This window comes from Corynebacterium lipophilum (assembly GCF_024102595.1).
In the GTDB taxonomy this organism is placed as follows: domain Bacteria; phylum Actinomycetota; class Actinomycetes; order Mycobacteriales; family Mycobacteriaceae; genus Corynebacterium; species Corynebacterium pseudogenitalium.
In genome coordinates, this window is the sequence record NZ_JAEUWV010000001.1 from 140,232 (window position 1) to 160,270 (window position 20,039).

Consider the following 20,039-nt stretch of genomic DNA (forward strand, 5'->3'; position numbering starts at 1 on the left):
AGCGAGTGGGCGTTGTAGGAATCATACTTTTTGCCCTGGGTATTACAGTCTCTATCGCGCTCCATGAGGCCGGACACATGTTTACCGCACGCGCGTTTGGGATGCGCGTGCGGAGATATTTTGTGGGCTTTGGGCCGAAAGTGTGGTCCGTCAAGAAGGGGGAGACGGAGTACGGCATTGCGGCACTGCCTCTCGGCGGATTTTGCGATATCGCAGGGATGACCGCGCAGGATCCTGTCACTGAGGAGGAAGCTCCCGTTGCGATGTACCGCAAGCCGTGGTGGCAGCGAATTGCGGTGCTCAGTGGCGGCATCGCCATGAATCTACTGATCGGCGTTGTGGTGCTGTACTTCGTGGCGATCTTCGCGGCGATTCCGAACCCGTACGCCGACCGGACACCAACTGTGGGTGAGCTGCAGTGCGCTCCCGACCAGATTGATGAGACTCATCTGGGAGAATGCACCGGTAATGGTCCTGGCTATGATGCAGGTTTGCGTGAAGGGGATAAGCTACTCGCCGTTGATGGGGAGGAGCTCACTACGTTCCCCGCGTTGAGGGATTATGTGATGCAGCGTCCGGGGGAAACAGTCACGCTTACTGTGATGCGTAACGAGCAAGAGCTTGATATTGCAGTTCCACTCGCGACCGTGTCCAGGATCGATCCAGCGACCGGTGCGTCCTTTGAAGCGGGGGCGATCGGTGTCACAAGCGCGCCAGTGGAAGACGCGATGCGCCAGTTCGGTCCGCTCGAGGCTGTGCCAGCTACGGCTGCGTTTACGGGCCAGATGCTGAATGCGACTGTCCAGGGCCTTATCGCGTTCCCGTCGAAGATTCCTGGTGTTGTGGCTTCAATTTTTGGTGCTGAGCGAGAGCTTGACGGTCCAGTTAGTGTCATCGGCGCTTCTCGCGCAGGCGGGGAGTTAGCGCAACAAAGCATGTGGTCGATGTTCTGGATGATGTTGGCGAGTCTCAACTTCTTCCTCGCGCTGTTCAACTTGATTCCTTTGCCGCCCCTGGATGGTGGGCATATAGCAGTAGTCCTGTATGAGAAGATTAGGGATGCGCATCGCAGGTTGCGGGGGCTCGAGCCTGGTGGCCCTGCGGACTACCGCAAGCTGATGCCGGTGACATACGCGATGGCCGCTGCACTGCTGACGATTGGTGTATTTGTGATGCTTGCGGATGTGGTGAACCCAATCAAGCTGTTTGGGTAGCAGTGCTAGAGTAAGCAACTATGAATCTTCCCATCGGTTTAGGTATTCCTGAAGGCCCAGCGCCAACGCTCGCACCTCGTCGAAAGACTCGTCAGCTGATGGTTGGCGGTGTGGGAGTTGGGTCGGATCACCCGATCACGGTCCAGTCCATGACCACGACGAAGACGCACGACATTAACGCTACGCTGCAGCAGATCGCGCAGCTGGCTACCGCGGGCTGTGACATTGTGCGCATTGCCTGCCCGAAGACCGTTGACGCAGATGCTCTTCCAGCGATTGCGGCGAAGTCACCTATCCCGGTGATTGCCGACATCCACTTCCAGCCGAAGTACATCTTCGCAGCGATCGATGCCGGGTGTGCTGCCGTGCGAGTGAACCCGGGCAACATTAAAGAGTTTGATGGTCGTGTGAAGGAAGTCGCTAAGGCTGCAGGGGACGCTGGTATCCCGATTCGCATTGGTGTCAACGGTGGCTCGCTCGATAAGCGCCTGCTGGAGAAGTATGGCCGGGCCACCCCTGAGGCGTTGGTTGAATCCGCGATCTATGAGGCTGGCCTGTTCGAGGAGTACGGATACGGCGATATCGCCATTTCCGTGAAGCACTCTGACCCGGTTCTCATGGTTGAGGCTTACCGCCAGCTCGCCGAGAAGACCGACTACCCGTTGCACCTCGGCGTGACTGAGGCCGGCCCGAAGTTCATGGGCACTATTAAGTCCTCCGTCGCATTTGGTGCGCTGCTTTCACAGGGCATCGGCGACACGATTCGCGTTTCGCTCTCTGCGGACCCGGTGGAGGAGATCAAGGTCGGCGACCAGATTTTGCAGTCGCTGAACCTGCGCCCGCGAAAGCTTGAGATTGTCTCCTGCCCGTCCTGTGGCCGCGCACAGGTGGATGTGTACAAGCTCGCTGAGGAAGTGACTGCAGGTCTCGAGGGCATGGAGTACCCGCTGCGCGTCGCCGTCATGGGCTGCGTTGTGAACGGACCTGGTGAGGCTCGCGACGCTGACTTAGGCGTGGCTTCTGGCAACGGCAAGGGACAGATCTTTGTGAAGGGCGAGGTCGTTGAGACTGTTCCAGAGTCGAAGATCGTTGAGACCCTTATCGCCCACGCTCAGCGTATCGCTGAGGAAGAAGGCCTCGAGGAGGTCGAGGGCGCACGCGCGGAAGTCAAGGTTACGCGCTAGATAGTCTGCTCGCGGGGAGTGGCGGAGGCGACGTTTCGCTGTGGTCTTGGTACTTTAGGTCCATGCAACGTCTCCTCGCTTTGCTCCTAAGCGTAGTTTTTACGGGCGCGCTGGCCACTGCCTGCACACCGCGCCCGAATGATGTTGAGCCCGTCGCTCGTGAGTTTCTTGACGCCCTCGTGAGTCTTGACGGGTCTAATTTTCAAGATCTTGTCGACGTCCCCTCCGACGCCAACGCATCATTCCAAGAAACGGTCGAAGGGCTCCAAGCTGAGGCGCTGGAGGCGACGATCAACGACGTTAACCAGAGTGACAACCTAGCTACCGTCTCGTACCACTTGAAGTGGGGCCTGCCGAAAGAACGCACGGTCGAGTATGACTCGCACATGACGCTGACCCAGATTGGCGAGAAGTGGACCGTTCGTTGGCAGCCCAGCATTTTGCATCCGCGCCTGGGCGCGCAGCAACACTTGGAGCTGCGTTCCGTAGCTGCATCTAAGGCGAGCGTCGTTTCTTCCGATGGGGTAGAACTGCTGCGACCCGGGACAGCGTTCCGCATCCTGGTGGAAAAGCACGCCGTGCGCGACATCCCGGACACCGCTCGCCGGATTTCTGCATTCCTCCAAGATGCCCGTGGCAAGTCTTCCGCGGTGCCCGAGATTCCCGCGGATGAACTAGAGAACAGCCTCCTTCAGGCTCAGGGCACGTACTCAGTTGCGATGGTGCCGGCCGAATTCGGTGATGCCGCCAAGGCTGCGTTTAGCTCCGTGCCGGGAGTGCGCATCAACGAGGAAGCGGCGATGGTGAATATCGAGCCGGATTTCGCGCCGGATATGCTCGCTCGCGTTGGTGAGCTCGTTCGTGATGACTTGATTGGTGATGCCGGCTGGAGCGTGAGCGTGGTCAACGAGCACGGCGCGGTGCTGGAGGATATTGAACGCCACGCCCCGGCTCCTGCACCCGCGATTGAGGTCAGCCTGGACCACAGCGTGCAGCTGGCTGCAGAGCGGGCGCTCGAGCCGTATGCCGGACGACAGGCGATGATTGTTGCTATCCGCCCGTCCAATGGCGCGGTGCTTGCTGTTGCGCAGACGCGGGAGGCTGACCGTGAGGGCAACCTTGCGACGATGGGCCAGTACCCGCCAGGCTCAACGTTTAAGATCATCACAGCTGCGGCGGGCCTCGAGCGCCAGGCCCTTACTCCGGGTAGTACCGTGCCCTGCCCGGGAACCATGAACCTGTACGGCAGGACCGTGACGAACTACGCCGGATTCTCCCTCGGCAACGTCTCACTACAGTCGGCATTTGCGCACTCGTGCAACACGACATTCGCCGACATTTCGACGAAGCTCGCCCCTGGTGAACTTCGGGATATCGGCAAGCAGTTCGGGCTTGGACTCGATATGAAGATCCCTGGCCTGGAGACCATCACCGGCTCCATCCCGGTAGGCGAGGAGCCACTCGACCGAACAGAGGCCGGATACGGGCAGGGCCACGACCTTGTAAGCCCGTTCGGCATGGCACTTGTGGCCGCATCAGCTGCGAATGGGTCAATGCCGACCCCGTACCTGATTAAGGGACAGGAGACCGAGCTGAGCGAGTCTGCGCCTCGTATGCCGGATGAGGCATGGCACCAGCTCCAGGAAATGATGGCGGCCGTGACAGCCCCGGGTGGTACGGCGGCAGGAATGACCGCCGGTGGTGATATCCGTGGCAAAACCGGTGAGGCCGAAATCAACCAGGGTTCCCATTCGTGGTTTACCGGCTACCGAGTTGACGACGATATAGCGTTCGCAGCCCTGGTCGTGCTTGGCGGCGGCTCGGAGGCAGCAGTCGCGCTGACGAACTCGATGCTGGTGAATCTTGACCAGTCGCGCGGGGGTTAGTTCGACCTCAGTAGGCAGGTACTACTATGGGGCGCATGAGCAAACGAGGAAAACTACAACAACAAGCGTCCACTCCGATCCGGAAAGTACCCAAGGACATTGAGCGTCCGGAATACGCCTGGAAAGACGACGTACAGGAAAACATCGGCGAACCGTACGTGCAGGACGCCGAGACGATCGAGAAGATGCGCGAGAGCTCCAAGATCGCCGCAAATGCACTGGCGGTTGCGGGTGCAGCAGTCAAGCCCGGCGTGACGACTGACGAGATCGACCGCGTTGCCCACGAGTACATGCTTGACCACGGCGCGTACCCGTCCACGCTTGGCTACCGTGGCTTCCCGAAGTCCTGCTGTGTGTCTCTCAACGAGATCGTGTGCCATGGCATCCCGGATACCACCGTGATTGAGGATGGCGACATCGTCAACATCGACGTCACCGCGTATAAGAACGGTGTGCACGGTGATACGAATGCGACGTTCCTCGCCGGCGATGTCTCCCAGGAGCATAAGGATCTGGTCCAGCGCACGTACGAGGCGATGATGCGCGGTATCAAGGTTGCGAAGCCTGGCCGTGAGATCAACGTGATTGGCAGGGTCATCGAGTCTTATGCGAAGCGTTTTGGCTACAACGTAGTCACCGACTTCACTGGTCATGGTGTTGGCCCAACGTTCCACAACGGACTCGTGGTTCTCCACTACGACTCCGATGCCTACCGGGACATCCTGGAGCCAGGAATGACGCTGACTATCGAACCGATGATCAATCTCGGCGCGCTTCCGTACGACATTTGGGATAACGGTTGGACTGTGCAAAACCGCGACGGTAAGTTCACCGCCCAGTTCGAGCACACCTTGGTGATTACCGAGGACGGCAACGAGATCCTCACCATTCCGGATAAGGACGTTGCTGAGGGCCAGCTGATGTTGGGAGCATAAACAGCTCCTGAACGCGCTAAACCGCGGCTGGTGCTTGTCGTAAGGTACCAGCCGCGGTTTTATTTTGCCGAATAGAAAACTGCCCTGCCGCGTGTTGCGACAGGGCAGTGGCGTTTCCTAGGAGGCAGATCTTAGAGCTTGATCAGGCCGTTGTAGGAAGCGAAGTTGAAGCCAGCGATGATCAGGCCAACCAGTGCGCCGATGCCAGCGATGACGGTGCCGTCAATCCAAGCGCGTGCCCACTGAGGGACAGCCGCAGCGTCAGTCTCTTTACCGAACGCATCGGTGGCGTAGAAAGGCTTGTCGGTGTCATCGTAGTAGTGGGAGGAACCAGCGCCAGAGAACAGGCCCTTGGTGCCCTCGGAGATGACCTTGCCGGCTTCCTTGTCGCCTTCCTGCTTGCCCGTGAAGATTACCTGGCGGTCAGCCTTAGGCTTAGGCGTCTCGGTGGCGGTTGGGACGGTCTCTGGCTTTGCAGGAGTATCGGTCTTCTCTGCTGCGGAAGCGGTAGCAATGCCGCCAAGAGCGACAGTCAGTGCGGTTGCGGAAGCAACAGCTGCGGTGCGGAAGTTACGCATTGAGTTTCCTTCTTTCGAAATTTATTGATTCAGTTGCGGAAATCCGCGATTACTTACTTGGCTGCTGGCAGACCGTGAACAACGAAGTTGTATGCAGGTCCAACGATCAGGCCGACTGCTGCAGCGACGGAGGTGAACACGGTGAGGACGTAGCCGATCTGCGCCCACACTGGCTGGTCCCCAAAGCCCTCCTTCTTGATGCCGAACAGAGCCTTAGCGTTAGCGCCCTTGGCCTGAACCTTGCCGTTCTCGTCCTTCTCCCAAGCGCCCAGCTTGTGGCCGATCTTGGTGGAAGAGCCACCGAGGTTCTTGTTCTTGTCGATCTGCTTGTCCGGAGCGACGTTGACGGTCGGGGTTGGGGTAGCGATAGTGGACTCTTCAGCAATAGCGACGGTTGCGGAGCCGAATGCTACAGCGACAGCGGTAGCGCCTGCGAGGGCTGCCTTACGGAAATTACGCATGAAACGAAATCCTTCTCTGATAGATACTTACAAGACGTCCGGGTGGAAGTTCGGAGAAATCCAGAACCTGTGAAGGTCCTAGGACCGATAGCAAGCCCCATGTGGACTCTGCCCGGTGTCGGTGACCTACTTTAGACCAACGCGGGCAAGATTGCACAAGTTATCCCAAAAAATCCGTGAGAGAACTTTCAGTAAGCCCGCGTATCGCCTGCTGCACCAACAGGGGAATCGTCGCGCGTGTCACATGCGTTACACGTGGTACGGCCACCTGGGGAAATATGCACGTTAAATAGGTGTGCCTTGCCTGATCTCGTCTCCACCCCATTTTGGGGTGGCGGTAAGGTTTAGTCACCAATAAATACAAGGTCAAGACCAAGAATCGCGTTTTCGATGACCTCCGGCAGAGCGGGGTGGATCCAGTACTGCTTGCGTACAACCTCTCGAAGGTCCATGTCGAACGCCATGATCGTGATCAGTTGCTGGACGAGCGTTGAGGCCTGCGGACCAATAAGTTGGGCTCCCAGGAGTCTCCCAGTTTTCTTGTCGGCGACAAGCTTTACGATGCCTGAGGTGTCCTCGAGTGCCCAGCCGTAGGCGACGTCACCATAGTTTTGCTGCTTCACGGTGACGTCGTAGCCTGCGTCTTGGGCCTCCTTCTCCGTGAGGCCAACTGTGGCGATCTGTGGCTCGGTGAAGACGGCGAATGGGACATGCTCGTGTGGCATGGTGCGGTACTCGGATTCTGGGGCGCCATTCATCGCCGCCAGTAGGTTGTGGCGCACGGCACGCATCTCCGCGTTAGCTACATGCTTGAGCTGATACGGGGAGGACACGTCACCGAGTGCCCACACGCCCGGGCAGGTGGTGCGCCCGTAACTATCGACGGCCACGCGACTGTCATCTTCCATATCGATGCCCGATGCCTCGAGCGACATCTGGTCGCCGTTCGGGATACGGCCCATGCCAATCAGGAGGTGCTCGCTGGTGATGGTGGTGCCGTCGTCAAGAGTCAGCGCTATGCCGTCTTCGTTGTGCTGGGCCTCGCGGACGGTGCCGAAGTGGACGTCGAAACGCTCTTGGGCAAGCTTATTGAAGCGCTGGGTGATGTCCTCATCTAGCGTGCGAAGGAACGGTGAGCGGTTGACCACCGTGACTTTGGTGCCGAGGGCATCAAAGACGTGGGCGAACTCCATCGCAATGAAGCCGCCGCCCACGATAGTCAGTGACTTAGGTAGCTCTGGCAGGCGCATGATGTCCTCGTTCGTGTGGAACGGAACTGCCTTTGCCCACTCGGGGATGAAGGGGCGCGATCCTGCGGCGATCACAATCTGATCCGCGGAGATCGTGCGTGCTTCGTTGCCGATGCCAGTGGAAATTGTCTTTGGGGCGACGAATCTTGCGTGCTGGTCGAAGACGGTGACGTTGGGGCACTCGTCGCCGCGGCGGTAGGCTTCGCCACCCTCGGCAATCTTGTCGATGCGCTCGGTGAAGACACGGTCGACGATTGAGGGCCAATCGACGCCACGGTATTCCAAGTCGATGCCGAGCTTCTTGGACGTGCGGGCCTGGTATGCGGCGTCTGCGGCGAGAACATACATCTTTGTCGGAATGCAGCCGACGTTGAGGCACGTGCCACCGAAGGTGCCTTTCTCGACGATGGCAACCTTCTTGTCGTCGAACTCTGGGGTAAGGATCGAGTTGCCGGACCCGGTGCCGATAATAATGAGGTCAAAATGCTCGTCTACGTGAATGCTCATTGGTTACTCCTTAGGTGTTGTGAGGGTCTGCAGCCACTGGATGGACGCGCGGTAGGCAGCTGTGCGCGAGTAAGGCTCGGAAAGGAAGACGTCGTGGCGGGCGCCATCGATGGCGACGGTGGTGGTGTCGTCGGCGACGTGGGGCGCCCAGTAGCTGATCTGGTCGACGTCCAAGATGGTATCCGCGGTATCAGCAGCTGGGGTGTATTCGTTTTTCAAAAAAGAATGCGAGGAATGCAGGACCAGCGTTGGAACACCAGCGTTGACCGTTCCCGAGTGAATCTTTGCCTGCGCCTGGAGTACAGCGCGCATCCAGCCGAAATATTTCCGATGCCCGGAGATCGGTTTCCACTGCTTGTCGAAGGACCATGAACCATGATCCTCGTAGTGGAGAGATTTACCGTAGGCCGTAAGACTTCCGCCGGGGAGCGGGAGCAGTGGGACCACGCGGCCAAGAATATTAATGACTGGTTTGAATGCCGTCGTCAGCGCTTTCGGGAACTGTAGGTCAAGCCAGGGGCTGTTCAGAATGATGCCCGCTATTAGATCGTGGACTTCGGGGTTGTTACGGCGCATCTCGTCGGCCCACAGAGGCGCGATAAGCCCACCCGTAGAGTGCGCGAGTAGGACCACCTGGCCGTGTCCCTGGGCTACGTACTGCACCGCCTTTGTGATTTCGGGGAAGTAGTGGGACATGTCCCGGGTGTAGTGCCAGCGCTCACCTCGCTGCCGAGAGCGCCCGCAGCGACGAAGGTCGAGTGCATAAAATGGATAACCCTGTTCGTGGAAGTGTTCGGCCACATGATCCTGGAAAAAGTAATCGGACATGCCGTGAATCCACAGTAAGGCTGGTTGTCCCGGTTTGGGCGGCGGTGGCGAGGTCATTCGTACGAGTGTCGCTACGACCGGCTGGTGGGTATCAGGGTCTTCCCCGAGGGGGAGCGTAAGTTGTTCGAATCCGTCCCCCAATATGTCTGGTTGCCAGTGGTTGCTCCTAATTTTGGCCATGTAGGAATGGTAACGGACTGGCTAGGAACTTGCTTGGGCTGCGCAAGTAGCCATGTTTACCATTTGGTCTAGGGGGTGGGGGCGGGTGTAGGGGGTGGGGTGGCTGCAAGTATGAAGCAAAAACAAAATGTGGGCATAAGGGGTAACGTAAGGTGGAAACTGTTCAGCCAACAAGCGTATGGTTAGAGAGGTTACGCACCTGCCTGAGGTGTGCGTTGCACTCGTACAACGATATGGATCGAAGAGGGAATATTACTAATGTCTGAGACGGGCAACATCCAGTACGTTGATGAGGTTGACGTACTGCATATCGGCGCCGGAATTATGAGTGCCACGCTGGGAGCAATGATCCGGGAGCTTGAGCCGGAGTGGACTCAAGCAGTGTATGAGCGACTTGAGGGGCCAGCGCAAGAGTCCTCGTACCCGCTCAACAACGCGGGTACCGGGCACTCTGCGCTGTGTGAGTTGAACTACACGCCTGAAAAGAATGGGCAGATTCAGATTACAAAGGCGCTCGCGATTAATGAGAAGTTCCAGATCGCGCGCCAGTTCTGGTCCCATCAGATCGACAATGGCAAGTTGGGGGACCCAAGCGAGTTCATTCACCCAGTCCCACACGTTTCGTTCGCGCAGGGGCAGGACCAGATCGACTACCTGCGTCGCCGTTACGAGGCCCTGTCTGCGAACCACATGTTCCCGGGTATGCAGTTCTCGGCGGATGAAGACAAGTTTGCTGAGAAGCTTCCTCTGATGGCGAAGGGCCGCGACTTTGGTGCTGAGCCTGTTGCAATTTCCTGGATGGACGCGGGTACTGACATTAACTACGGTGCGCTGACTCGCCAGTTTTTCGACGCCTCCGAGAAGGCTGGTACCCAGATCCACTATGGGCACGAAGTAGTGAATCTTAAGCGCGAGGGCAAGCTATGGAATGTCACCGTCCGCAATGTCCACACAGGCGACAAGCATGTCGCGCGTGCGCGTTTCGTGTTCGTGGGTGCGGGTGGCTACGCGCTCGACTTGTTGCGTAAGGCAGGCGTGCCGGAGGTGCATGGTTACGCCGGGTTCCCGATTTCCGGCATGTGGCTGCGTACCAACAACCAGGAGCTGGTTGCGCAGCACCAAGCGAAGGTGTACGGCAAGGCAAAGGTGGGCGCGCCCCCAATGTCCGTTCCTCACCTTGACCTCCGCGTTGTTGACGGTGAGCAGTCACTACTGTTTGGCCCGTACGGTGGTTGGAGCCCGAAGTTCTTGAAGAAGGGCTCGTACTTGGACCTGTTTAAGTCGATTCGTCCGGATAACATTCCGTCCTACCTTGGTGTCGCTGCGTCAAACATCGGCTTGGTGAAGTACCTGGTGGAGGAAGTCTTCCGCGATTTTGACGGCAAGATCGACGTGCTGCGTCAGTACTACCCGGAGGTAAACCCTGCCGACTGGGATGTGGCTGTCGCAGGCCAGCGTGTCCAAGTGATTAAGCCTGCACGTGCACCGAAGTTTGGTTCGCTCGAGTTCGGTACCGCACTGGTCAACGACCAGGATGGCACGATCGCAGGCATCCTGGGTGCATCGCCGGGTGCGTCGATTACCCCGGCAGCGATGATTGAGCTGCTGGAGCGTTGCTTCGGCGAGCGCATGGTCTCTTGGGGCGACAAGCTGCACGAAATGTTCCCGACCTATGGTGTATCGCTGCGCGATGACAAGGCAGCGTACGAGAAGCAGTGGGAGTGGACGCAAAAGACGCTTGGTCTCCAGGCGTAGTAGCCGCTTGAAAGTATCGGCCACACGGCTTCCGGTTGTACCGGCGCCGTGTGGCTTTTACGTTCCGCAAAACGTCGTGAATGCGCCGTCAGGTTCCTTCTCGAGCATCCACGGCTCCCCGGCGTCCGGGTCGTATGGGTGGGTGACTGCCTGGAGCAAAGCGGTGAACGGACTGTAGTCGCCAACGTGCTCGACCGCGTCGAGTGCGTCTTGTAGCGCGAAGTTTTTCGGCACATACAACGGACCTGGGCGTCCGTTGACGCCGTGTTTACGGTTGTAGGCGGCGAGGTCGTCGACACCTACTACCGCATCGAGGCCTTCCGGTCCGAACCAGCGCTTGGTGGCGCCCTCCCAGCGCTCAGGGATAGTGGTAAGGATCTCGTTGGCCCGCGATTCCGGCATCAGTGGCAAGAGCCCTTCCGCGAGTCGCACTAGATTCCATGCGATCACGTTTGGCTGGGCTCCGAAGCAGTAGCGCCCATGCCGATCGATGGATGAGAAGCATGAGTGCGGGTCAAACCCTTGGGTGAAAGCGCAGGGGCCGTAGTCGATGGTTTCGCCGCTGAGCGCGGTGTTGTCCGTGTTCATGACGCCGTGCACGAACCCGTAGCGCATCCACTGCGCTACCAGTTCAAGTTGCTTGTCGACAACCCCTTCCAGCAGCCTTTCCGCAGCATCGAAACCCGCGGCGTGCACGACGGCCTCCAAGAGTTCATGGGACTGAGTTGCTGCGTACTGCACCGAGCCAACGCGTAGGTGGGAGCGCGCGACGCGGACCACGATGCCCGCTGGAACGGGGCCGCTGCTGCGCATGACTGTCTCACCTGTGCTGATAACGGCGAGGGCGCGTGTGGTCGGAACTCCGATCGCGTGCATATGTTCCGAGACCAGGTACTCGCGCAGCATTGCGGTCAGTGGGCCTTGCCCGTCGGAGCCTGGGCGGGAGAAAGGGGTGCGCCCGCTTCCCTTGAGCTGGATCTCGTACCCGTTGCGGTCGCCGAGGAGGGTTGCGCGGCCGTCGCCAAGCAGGGGCACGAACGCGCCGAATTGGTGGCCTGCGTAGGCGGTTGCAACGCCGCCCGTCGCACCTGTCATCCAGGCGATGCCCTCATCGCTTCGGAGCCACTCCGTGTCGAGGTCGAGCTCGGACGCGGCTGACTCGTTGAGGTAGCTCACCTGGGCGTTGGGGAAGTGCGTGGGCACCACCGTGCCGACCATGCCTGGGAGTGTTTCCGCAAAGTGTTGGTGGAGCTCGGGGTAATGCATGCCAACAGCCTAAACTGTCTGGGCAAGGAGCAAAAGGAGAGAACATGCAGCAGTACCTGGTGTTGACGCAGTGGGAGGTAAGTGGCCGTGCGCGCGCTTGACCGGCTGATCTGGGGGCAGGTGAGGGAACTCGAGGGGTTCGGATCAGCCGACATCCTCATCGTGTGCAACGACCCGACCGGGGCGCTTGTGCATGCCGGTGTGGAAAGCGGGAAGCGCGTCATCGTCGCGGACACGGACTACTCCCGCTGCCAGCAAGCAGCAGCGTTGGGCGCAGAGGTCGTCGGTGATCAGCGCCTCGATGAGTACCTGGCGGGGTTGTCCGGTTCGTGCGTTGCGTTGGGAGAGATACCGAAGTCGCTCGCGCGCCTTGACTACCTCGCGCGCAGTATCGCGGGCGCAGGGTTTACGCAGGCGGACGTAGTGTTGGGGGCGAACAACAAGCACCTGAGCCGCACCATGAATGGTGTGCTGGCGCAGTCCTTCGCGCAGGTGCACGCCACGCGGGGCAAAGGCAAGTTCCGCTGCTTGGCCGCATACGGGCCGCAGCAAGTGTCCTACACGCCGGTAGAAGCAAACGGGTTCGTCGCTATCGGTGGTGTTTTCGCAGGTGCGCGGGCGGACTACGGCGGGCAGCTGCTGCGGTCGTGCCTTCCGGACGCCCCCGGCGCGCTGCTGGATTTGGGCTGCGGCAATGGGGCTGTTTCGAAGGGGCTTGAGGGGGAGGTGTATGCCACGGATGCTGATGCGGACGCGGTGCTTTCCGCCCGCGCGATCGGTATTGACGCGACCTGGGATGATGCCGGAAGCAAGTTTGCCGACGCCTCCTTCGATACCGTGGCGCTCAACCCGCCCTTTCACGCGGGCACGACCGTGGACACGACGCTGGTGGAGCATCTGCTGGACGCATCGCATCGCCTATTGAAACCGGGCGGTCAGCTCTTCATAGTGTTCAACTCGCACCTGCCATACCGTGCCCAGGTCACGAAGCGTTTTGCACAGGTGGAGCAGGTGGCGAGGAACTCGAAGTTTACGGTGCTGACAGCTCGTCGATAAGGCGTTGCTGTTCGTCGAGGTACTCCATGGCGGGCTCGCGGAACGTGAAGTTTCGGGTACGTTTCACGCTGTCGCGCAGTGCGTCGACGTAGTGCTGGCAGCGGCCGGCAAGGCCGCGGTCACCGGGGGAGCGCTCGAGCTCGTCGATGCCTGTGGTGAGCATTTCCAACGTCACTTGTTGCGTTGGTTCGGTAAACCAACACTCGGGCCCCAGCCCGTAGATGCCGAGGGAATCGCGCACCGCGGGGGCGGCTTCTGCCTCGAGACGCTGCGTGAACTTCGTGTTCGGCGCGTACTCGACGACGCGGGCAAGCCCCTCGGACACCATCACGGCGTTGACGAATTGGCCGTCGCGTAACACACCAGCAAGCGTGCGCCCGTAGCGGTCGGTGCGCTCCTGGTCGTATTCGAGGCGTACGCCCGTGCCTTCAGGGAGGAGTTCCTCGAGACGCCGGGTTGCGTCGTCAGCTAAGCACTCGCCACGCTCCGGAGTGTCAATCCCGAGCAGGCGAACGCGCTCTTGCCCAGCGGGGCCGTCGACAACGATTGTGTCGCCGTCAACAACCTGTGCGACGTGAAACTCAGCCTCCGGGGCGTCGACCTGCTGCCAGACCCAGCTGCCGACAGCGAGCAGCACAATCGCAGCGAGGAGCCCAAACACCTTTTTCATAGCATGGCCACCAGCACGGTGAAGAGCGTGTACACCACGATCGAGACCACCATCCGCATTAAATACTGCTTGCCCAGCCGCTGCCCACGGTTGATGATGATGCGAGTCGGGCGAGACGAAATCGATATTGCGGCCATCGGATCGTTCGGGTCGTTGTACATACCCACGAGAAACTCGTCATCAGCGCGGGCCATCTCCTCCGCATCGGGTTCGATCTTCTTCGAGGACGTCAGCCGCACCATCAAGACGAGGCTTCCCGCGACAACCAGGATGGTGAACGCCACCCAAATAGCGGGGGCAAGCCACTGCATGTGGGCAAACGCCGGCAGCCGCGTCGTGACGTCGCTGACCAGAAACGCGACAGCAATCGCCACCGCGAACCACCCCATGAAGCGCCAGGTCATGTGCACAAGCTGTTCCACTCGCTGCGCAATACTCGCCGAATACGGTACGGAGGCAGCCCCATCGACCGGCTGCGGCTGTGCGAGCTCACGTGGGGGAAGGCATGCAAACATCAACAGGGCAGTCGCCACCGAAACCAGCGGCATCATCAGCACGTGCAGCATCGTCTTCGGCTCCCAACTATCCGCCTGGCCCGACGCGTCAAAATGCACTGCAATAGGGTCGGGAATGCTGTCCCAGTACAACAGCAACAGCGCCACGTGCGCCAGCAACACAACAACGGCAACACCCCACGGCTTCCAGTTCACCGGCGCACCCATCTACGTCTCCTTCACCACGAGCGTCAGCACCAAACCATTAATCTCGACAGCATAACCCGCGGCCTCGGCGACTTCGGCGACCTCGCCTATCGACGCCACCTCCGGCCCACGCGCCAGCGCCCTGGCCAACAGCCCCTTGTAGTGCTTATTAAAGTGGCTGACCACCTTGCGTGATCCATCCGGGGCAACGGACTCCACCCGGACCGTCACCGCGCCATCGACAGGCCCCAGCTTCTCGTACGCACCAGAACGCATATCCACCACGAACGGCTCCTGCGCAAGCGCTGACGAAACCGCTGACCCCCAGCGCGCCCGCATCGTCGGCAGCGACCCATCCGCAGCAGGCACCTTCGACGAGGCAGAGACCCGATAGCGCGGAATCATGTCATCAGCACGCACAACGCCAAACAGTGCCGAGCCGACCGCCAAACGGCGAATCGCCTCATCCGGCAACGTCTCAGGATCAAGCGCGTCATACAACACCCCCGTATAGCGATAAATCGCAGGCATCACCGGACCCGAACGCAACGACTGATTCTCCACCGCCTCCTCCCGCTTCGTCTTCGGAATCTTCAACAGCGCCATCATCTCGTCCACGTCCATTGCGGAGAGGTCGTCGATAAGCGAAGCGCGCACCGAATCAAGGGCAGGGAAGGAGACAGACATGGCGTCGCGCTCGCCGCCGGGTGCCTTCGTCTCGGAAGGAGGGAGCAGGATCAACATGCAACTCACCCTAGCGCTAAGATATGCCCCATGATTACACGCCTGTCAGAGCTCTTCCTGCGCACGCTGCGCGAGGACCCCGCCGATGCCGAAGTTCCAAGCCACAAACTGCTCGTCCGAGCAGGCTACGTCCGCCGTGCCGCGCCGGGCGTCTACAACTGGCTCCCACTCGGGCTTCGCACGCTGCGCAAGATCGAGGGCATCGTCCGTGAAGAAATGGATGCTATGGGCGCACAAGAGCTGTTGTTCCCGGCCCTTCTGCCACGCGAACCATACGAGCTGACCAACCGCTGGACCGAATACGGCGACGACCTCTTCCGCCTCCAGGACCGCAAAGGTGCCGACATGCTGCTCGGCCCAACCCACGAAGAGATGTTCACCGCGGCAGTCAAGGACATGTATTCCTCCTACAAGGACTTCCCGGTCACCCTCTACCAAATCCAGACCAAGTACCGCGACGAAGCACGCCCCCGTGCCGGCATCTTGCGCGGCCGCGAGTTCGTGATGAAGGACTCCTACTCCTTCGACATGTCGGACGAGGGCCTGGATAACGCGTACGCCAAGCACCGCGAGACCTACCAGCGCATCTTCAACCGCGTTGGCATCCGCTACGAGATTTGCAAGGCCACGTCTGGTGCGATGGGCGGCTCCGCATCCGAGGAGTTCCTTGCGTACTCCGATAATGGCGAGGACACCTTTGCTGTGTCCACGGCAGGGGACTACGCCGCTAACGTTGAGGCAGTGACCACGGTTGCGCCGGAACCACGGTCAATTGAAGGGTTGCCTGAGGCCGTCGAGCACGACACACCAGCGTCCGAGACCATCGCGGCACTCGTGGAGTGGGCGCAGGAGGCAGGAGTGCTTATCGACAGCCACCCTGCCGAGGCCTCCGACACCCTGAAGTGCATGATGATCAAAGTCGACGACCCGCGCGTGACCGACGAAAACGGGAAGCCGGTCGGCCCGCAGCTCGTCGGCATTTTGATCCCGGGCGACCGCGAGTTGGACGAAAAACGCCTGGAAGCTTCGCTGGAACCAGCGACGTTTGAGCTGGCCAGCGACGAGGACTTCGCAAAGAGCGACTTCCTGGTCAAGGGCTACGTCGGGCCGCGCGCGCTGCAGGCCAATGGCGTGCGTGTCCTCGCGGACCCGCGCGTGGTGGAAGGATCCGCGTGGATCACCGGTGCAGACGCTCCTCAGAAGCACGTCGTCGGCCTTGTTGCTGGACGTGACTTCACCGTTGACGGGTTCATCGAAGCCGCCGAGATCAAGGAAGGCGACCCCTCACCGTCCGGCAACGGCACAGTGAAGCTTGCCCGTGGCATCGAACTAGGCCATATCTTCCAGCTTGGTCGCAAGTACACCGAGGCAATGGATGTGCAGATCCTGGACGAAAATGGCAAGCGCGCCGTGCCGACGATGGGCTCCTACGGCATCGGTATCTCGCGCATGATGGCCGTCGTCGCGGAGCAGAAGCACGACGAGAAGGGCCTCGTGTGGCCAGTTGCAGTCGCGCCGTACCAGGTACACGTTGCCGTCGCGAACAAGGACAAGGCAGCCATGGAAGCCGGCGACGCACTCGTGCAGGAACTCAGCGACAAGGGCATCGAAGTACTTTACGACGACCGCCCAAAGGTGTCCCCGGGCGTCAAGTTCAAGGATGCCGAATTGCTCGGCATGCCGTTCGTTGTGATCCTCGGTCGCTCGTTCGCCGACGGCATCGTTGAGCTTCGCATCCGCGGCGGCGAGACCCTTGAGGTCCCAGCTGGTGAGGTTGTGGCGAAGCTGCAGCAGCTCATCGCCGAAAGCTAATTCGGCAGTAGCAAGGAGCCTTATGCTTGCTGCGCGTGCGCGGCAAGCATAAGGCTTTGTTGTTTCCACTCGGAAGAGCTGGCTTGGGATACGGTTCCCCTCCAGGTATTGGTGAGCTGGGCGGAGAGGGCGTCGACAAGCGCTTCGGCATCTGCTGCATCATTGAGCGCATCATCGTGGGCGAGTTGATACCCAGCTGCTGCGACTGGAATCGAGTCAGCGTCGCGCAGTGCGGTGCGCAGGAACGCGACGCGCTCATCGGAGGCGTCCTCCAACGTGGCGATACGCGCGTGCAGCGGCGCATCCGCATACGCCTTTGCCAGCCCCAGCCCATAGAGGAACTCGTACTCTGTTTTGAGCGCCGCACTGGCAAGCTCGATATCGCCCTTGTTTTGCAGTGCGGCGACGTCCTCAGCGTCGAGTTCGGGGCCGATTGCCGCAACGATGTCGACGGCCTGCGCCGCAACTAAGTCTCGCGACTGCGCTGGAACCTTCTCCAAAGAAGCTGTCACGGACTGCTCGACGAACTCTTGCAGTCCTGCATCATCGCTGACACCCACGGCTTCACCAGGGCCCGTGGAAAATTCGCAGCTGCGCGGCAACTCCGCGTCAATGCTGCCGCAGAGTCGCGCAACCTCTCCAAAAAGCTCATCCGCCTGCTTGCCACGAAGCTCAGCGAGTGCTGGATCCGAAAGGCTGCGCGCATCCGCAGACGCCTGTTGGGCAAGGCCAAGGACTGCTTTGTCGGGGCGGGGCCCAACAACACCGAGAAGGTCGCACGACGAAAGCGTCAGCGACAACGGCACCGCAAGAACAGCAACCAGCAATTTTTTCACGGGGAAAACGCTAGCACGTTTGCGTCGCGCTATGGTGGGCACATGGCTTTTCCAACTCCCCAAGAATTAGAGACACTCATTGAGCCGCTGGCCCAACGCCACAACATGGACATCGAACACGTCAAGGCAGTGAAGGCTGGCAAGAAATCCCAGATTGTCATCGCGCTTGATGCCGATGCGCGTCCAACGCTCGACGAGCTCGAGGTAGTGTCCAACGAAATCGGGGAGTTCCTTGACGAGCAGGAAGAAGTCGGGGCGTTCTCATTCGGTGCTGGCTACACGCTGGAAGTGACCACCCCAGGTGTCGACTTACCGCTCACAGCACCGCGCCACTGGCGTCGTAACCGCGGGCGGTTGGTGAAGCTCAACGACACCAACGGCCAGAGTTCTATCTGGCGCATTGGTGCGATGAACTCCGAGGAAACGAAGGTAGCGCTGATCGAGGCAGGGAAGAAGACCCCGGCGGTGCAAATCTTGGAAGTTTCCGAAATGCCGAAATCGGTGGTAGAAATTGAGTTCAACGCGCCGCCCGCTGCTGAGCGAGAACTCAGCGAGGCGACGTTTGAAGAAGCAGAAGTAGCAGCAACCCTGTAAGGGATCCGGAGGAAGACAAGTGAATATTGACGTCCAAGTCTTGAAGAACATCGAAGCACAGCAAGGAATTGGGTTCGACGAACTGCTCGAGACCATCGCCTCGGCGCTGCTCTTCGCGTACACGGACAACCTGGAGCACCCCCAGGATGAACACCACAAGGCGCGCGTCGACATCGACTCCGAAACCGGTGACGTTGCCGTCATGGTTTCTGAGCTCGACGCTGAGGGCGAAATTATCTCGGAGTACGACGCCACCCCGGTCAACTTTTCTCGAATCGGTGCGAGGGCCGTGCGCGATGCCATCAAGGGCAAGCTGTTGGCCGTCGAAGCTGGTCGCGTGTACGAGGAGTACTCCGGCGCCGAAGGTACTGTTGTCTCAGGCATCGTGCAGCGGGACGCGCAAGCGGAAGCACGCGGTATCTCCGTGGTGCAGCTTGGAACCGAAGCCGATCCACAGGATGGCCTGCTCATCCCGGCAGAAAAGATCCCTTCCGAAACGCTCAAGCACGGTGACCGCATTAAGGCGTACGTAGTTGGCGTCAATAAGTCTGACCGTCGTGTGCAGGTAAGTTTGTCGCGCACGCACCCTGAGCTCGTGCGCGGGTTGTTCGCGCTTGAGGTCCCGGAAATCGCAGATGGCACCGTTGAGATCGTGGGCATTGCCCGTGAGGCGGGGCACCGCTCCAAGATCGCTGTACGGGCGACGGTGAAGGGTGTCAACGCGAAAGGCGCTTGCATCGGCCCGCGTGGCTCGCGCGTCTCAAACGTGATGAAGGAGCTCGGCGGGGAAAAGATCGACATCATCGACTGGGCAGAGGATCCGGCTACGTATGTTGGTAACTCTCTGGCGCCATCGAAGGTTGTCAAGGTCGAGGTCGTCGACCCAGTGGCGCAAGTAGCGCGTGTTACCGTGCCCGACTACCAGCTGTCACTTGCGATTGGCAAGGAGGGGCAGAACGCACGTCTGGCTGCTCGCCTTACCGGTTGGAAGATCGACATCCACTCTGACGCAGCCGCAGATTAACGACGCCAGATCCTGGCCTCTGTGTTGGGAATTCACACAACGCTTATAAAAACTTGGCAAAGTGGCGTAGGCTGGTCCGTGGCTAATTTTCCCATCGTGGTGTTGGCCACGCGATAGCCGTTCAGCAATGTCGAGTATGTGGAAGAAGGGTGTGGATGACTTCAGCGAGCGAACGCTCAATCCGTCGTCGCACCTGTATAGCCACAGGCCGGAAACTTCCAGATAGGGAATTGCTCCGGGTTGTTGCTGACGGTACTGTTCCAGGTGTTGTTCTTGCAGATCCCACCCGATCATTACCTGGGCGGGGAGCGTGGATAACCCCTACATGGGATGCATTAAAGCTGGCGGAAGAGCGTAGAGCTTTCTCTCGCGCCCTCCGTCTGTCCGCTCCTGCGGACGTAGGTCATGTACACAAGTACCTCGCTGAAAAGGCGAAAGACCCAACAGAAGTAAGGAAGACCGAACACTGATGAGAACGCAACAATGAAGCAGCATCAGCGATGAAAGTCATAATCAACGTCTAGAGGCCGGTCGCCGTTTCCGGTGCCGCCCTCTAGC

The 20,039-nt window shown here is 59.8% G+C and carries 19 protein-coding genes; 10 read left to right on the top strand and 9 right to left on the bottom strand.

Features of this window, described 5'->3' with window-relative positions; genetic code table 11:
- Window positions 1-5 precede the first annotated feature (5 nt).
- The 4 genes from JMN37_RS00645 (at window position 6) to map (ending at window position 5,219) form a co-directional block, all read left to right on the top strand.
- A complete protein-coding gene (locus JMN37_RS00645; RefSeq protein ID WP_071572514.1) occupies window positions 6-1,214 on the top strand; it encodes a M50 family metallopeptidase in 1,209 nt (402 codons plus the stop codon).
- A gap of 20 nt (window positions 1,215-1,234) precedes the next feature.
- Window positions 1,235-2,398, top strand: coding sequence for a flavodoxin-dependent (E)-4-hydroxy-3-methylbut-2-enyl-diphosphate synthase (gene ispG / locus JMN37_RS00650; protein WP_070362289.1), 1,164 nt, complete (start codon window positions 1,235-1,237; stop codon window positions 2,396-2,398).
- 62 nt (window positions 2,399-2,460) lie between these two features.
- Window positions 2,461-4,284, top strand: a complete 1,824-nt coding sequence (locus JMN37_RS00655) for a penicillin-binding transpeptidase domain-containing protein (protein ID WP_071572515.1) — start codon at window positions 2,461-2,463, stop codon at window positions 4,282-4,284.
- Window positions 4,285-4,319: 35 nt separating this feature from the next.
- The gene (gene map / locus JMN37_RS00660; RefSeq protein ID WP_071572660.1) at window positions 4,320-5,219 is read left to right on the top strand and encodes a type I methionyl aminopeptidase; all 900 of its coding nucleotides are present in this window, start codon (window positions 4,320-4,322) and stop codon (window positions 5,217-5,219) included.
- 131 nt (window positions 5,220-5,350) lie between these two features.
- Here map and JMN37_RS00665 read toward each other — a convergent pair whose 3' ends face one another.
- From JMN37_RS00665 to JMN37_RS00680, 4 genes are all read right to left on the bottom strand, one after another.
- A complete protein-coding gene (locus JMN37_RS00665) occupies window positions 5,351-5,797 on the bottom strand; it encodes a hypothetical protein (protein WP_071572516.1) in 447 nt (148 codons plus the stop codon).
- Window positions 5,798-5,850: 53 nt separating this feature from the next.
- Entirely contained in the window at window positions 5,851-6,258 is a 408-nt protein-coding gene (locus tag JMN37_RS00670; protein ID WP_071572517.1) for a hypothetical protein, read from the bottom strand.
- A gap of 344 nt (window positions 6,259-6,602) precedes the next feature.
- Window positions 6,603-8,015, bottom strand: coding sequence for a mycothione reductase (gene mtr / locus JMN37_RS00675; RefSeq protein ID WP_071572518.1), 1,413 nt, complete (start codon window positions 8,013-8,015; stop codon window positions 6,603-6,605).
- Between the two features lie 3 nt (window positions 8,016-8,018).
- Window positions 8,019-9,023 (bottom strand): alpha/beta hydrolase, encoded by a 1,005-nt coding sequence (locus JMN37_RS00680; RefSeq protein ID WP_256472548.1) that lies wholly within the window; start codon window positions 9,021-9,023, stop codon window positions 8,019-8,021.
- A 258-nt stretch (window positions 9,024-9,281) separates the two neighbouring features.
- On the opposite strand from JMN37_RS00680, the gene mqo reads away from it, so the two are divergent.
- The gene (gene mqo / locus JMN37_RS00685) at window positions 9,282-10,778 is read left to right on the top strand and encodes a malate dehydrogenase (quinone) (RefSeq protein WP_252930799.1); all 1,497 of its coding nucleotides are present in this window, start codon (window positions 9,282-9,284) and stop codon (window positions 10,776-10,778) included.
- A gap of 57 nt (window positions 10,779-10,835) precedes the next feature.
- Here the strand turns inward: mqo and JMN37_RS00690 are convergent, their stop codons facing one another.
- Window positions 10,836-12,044, bottom strand: coding sequence for a protein adenylyltransferase SelO family protein (locus JMN37_RS00690; RefSeq protein ID WP_252930800.1), 1,209 nt, complete (start codon window positions 12,042-12,044; stop codon window positions 10,836-10,838).
- Window positions 12,045-12,131: 87 nt separating this feature from the next.
- On the opposite strand from JMN37_RS00690, the gene JMN37_RS00695 reads away from it, so the two are divergent.
- Complete coding sequence (locus tag JMN37_RS00695; RefSeq protein ID WP_252930801.1) at window positions 12,132-13,100, top strand: class I SAM-dependent methyltransferase; 969 nt, start codon at window positions 12,132-12,134, stop codon at window positions 13,098-13,100.
- Here JMN37_RS00695 and JMN37_RS00700 read toward each other — a convergent pair.
- The 3 genes from JMN37_RS00700 to yaaA are packed head-to-tail and all read right to left on the bottom strand — an operon-like array spanning window position 13,075 to window position 15,215.
- Entirely contained in the window at window positions 13,075-13,770 is a 696-nt protein-coding gene (locus JMN37_RS00700; protein WP_252930802.1) for a thermonuclease family protein, read from the bottom strand. The two genes, JMN37_RS00695 and JMN37_RS00700, sit on opposite strands and share 26 nt — an antisense overlap.
- On the bottom strand, window positions 13,767-14,492 hold the full coding sequence (locus JMN37_RS00705) for a DUF1648 domain-containing protein (protein WP_252930803.1): 726 nt from the start codon (window positions 14,490-14,492) through the stop codon (window positions 13,767-13,769). The genes JMN37_RS00700 and JMN37_RS00705 overlap by 4 nt, the downstream gene beginning before the upstream one ends.
- Window positions 14,493-15,215, bottom strand: coding sequence for a peroxide stress protein YaaA (gene yaaA, locus JMN37_RS00710; protein ID WP_252930804.1), 723 nt, complete (start codon window positions 15,213-15,215; stop codon window positions 14,493-14,495).
- Between the two features lie 30 nt (window positions 15,216-15,245).
- Between yaaA and JMN37_RS00715 the strand changes: the two genes are divergently transcribed.
- The gene (locus tag JMN37_RS00715; protein ID WP_252930805.1) at window positions 15,246-17,027 is read left to right on the top strand and encodes a proline--tRNA ligase; all 1,782 of its coding nucleotides are present in this window, start codon (window positions 15,246-15,248) and stop codon (window positions 17,025-17,027) included.
- Window positions 17,028-17,047: 20 nt separating this feature from the next.
- On the opposite strand, the gene JMN37_RS00720 is transcribed toward JMN37_RS00715, so the two are convergent.
- The gene (locus JMN37_RS00720) at window positions 17,048-17,863 is read right to left on the bottom strand and encodes a DUF4439 domain-containing protein (protein WP_252930806.1); all 816 of its coding nucleotides are present in this window, start codon (window positions 17,861-17,863) and stop codon (window positions 17,048-17,050) included.
- Between the two features lie 42 nt (window positions 17,864-17,905).
- On the opposite strand from JMN37_RS00720, the gene rimP reads away from it, so the two are divergent.
- From rimP to JMN37_RS00735, 3 genes are all read left to right on the top strand, one after another.
- Window positions 17,906-18,457 carry a ribosome maturation factor RimP gene (gene rimP, locus JMN37_RS00725; protein WP_252930807.1) on the top strand — a complete coding sequence of 184 codons (552 nt, stop codon included), beginning with the start codon at window positions 17,906-17,908 and terminating at the stop codon, window positions 18,455-18,457.
- Between the two features lie 19 nt (window positions 18,458-18,476).
- Window positions 18,477-19,481 (top strand): transcription termination factor NusA, encoded by a 1,005-nt coding sequence (nusA, locus tag JMN37_RS00730; protein ID WP_070478894.1) that lies wholly within the window; start codon window positions 18,477-18,479, stop codon window positions 19,479-19,481.
- A gap of 155 nt (window positions 19,482-19,636) precedes the next feature.
- Window positions 19,637-19,951, top strand: coding sequence for a YlxR family protein (locus JMN37_RS00735; protein ID WP_071572529.1), 315 nt, complete (start codon window positions 19,637-19,639; stop codon window positions 19,949-19,951).
- Window positions 19,952-20,039: the final 88 nt, after the last annotated feature.

What these genes read in the sequence shown, in the direction of transcription:
- ispG (WP_070362289.1), top strand. Translation starts at nt 1,235, where the DNA reads ATGAATCTTCCCATCGGTTTAGGTATTCCTGAAGGCCCAGCGCCAACG.
- JMN37_RS00655 (WP_071572515.1), top strand. Translation starts at nt 2,461, where the DNA reads ATGCAACGTCTCCTCGCTTTGCTCCTAAGCGTAGTTTTTACGGGCGCG.
- map (WP_071572660.1), top strand. Translation starts at nt 4,320, where the DNA reads ATGAGCAAACGAGGAAAACTACAACAACAAGCGTCCACTCCGATCCGG.
- JMN37_RS00665 (WP_071572516.1), bottom strand. Translation starts at nt 5,797, where the DNA reads ATGCGTAACTTCCGCACCGCAGCTGTTGCTTCCGCAACCGCACTGACT.
- JMN37_RS00670 (WP_071572517.1), bottom strand. Translation starts at nt 6,258, where the DNA reads ATGCGTAATTTCCGTAAGGCAGCCCTCGCAGGCGCTACCGCTGTCGCT.
- mtr (WP_071572518.1), bottom strand. Translation starts at nt 8,015, where the DNA reads ATGAGCATTCACGTAGACGAGCATTTTGACCTCATTATTATCGGCACC.
- JMN37_RS00680 (WP_256472548.1), bottom strand. Translation starts at nt 9,023, where the DNA reads ATGGCCAAAATTAGGAGCAACCACTGGCAACCAGACATATTGGGGGAC.
- mqo (WP_252930799.1), top strand. Translation starts at nt 9,282, where the DNA reads ATGTCTGAGACGGGCAACATCCAGTACGTTGATGAGGTTGACGTACTG.
- JMN37_RS00690 (WP_252930800.1), bottom strand. Translation starts at nt 12,044, where the DNA reads ATGCATTACCCCGAGCTCCACCAACACTTTGCGGAAACACTCCCAGGC.
- JMN37_RS00700 (WP_252930802.1), bottom strand. Translation starts at nt 13,770, where the DNA reads ATGAAAAAGGTGTTTGGGCTCCTCGCTGCGATTGTGCTGCTCGCTGTC.
- JMN37_RS00705 (WP_252930803.1), bottom strand. Translation starts at nt 14,492, where the DNA reads ATGGGTGCGCCGGTGAACTGGAAGCCGTGGGGTGTTGCCGTTGTTGTG.
- yaaA (WP_252930804.1), bottom strand. Translation starts at nt 15,215, where the DNA reads ATGTTGATCCTGCTCCCTCCTTCCGAGACGAAGGCACCCGGCGGCGAG.
- JMN37_RS00715 (WP_252930805.1), top strand. Translation starts at nt 15,246, where the DNA reads ATGATTACACGCCTGTCAGAGCTCTTCCTGCGCACGCTGCGCGAGGAC.
- rimP (WP_252930807.1), top strand. Translation starts at nt 17,906, where the DNA reads ATGGCTTTTCCAACTCCCCAAGAATTAGAGACACTCATTGAGCCGCTG.
- JMN37_RS00735 (WP_071572529.1), top strand. Translation starts at nt 19,637, where the DNA reads ATGACTTCAGCGAGCGAACGCTCAATCCGTCGTCGCACCTGTATAGCC.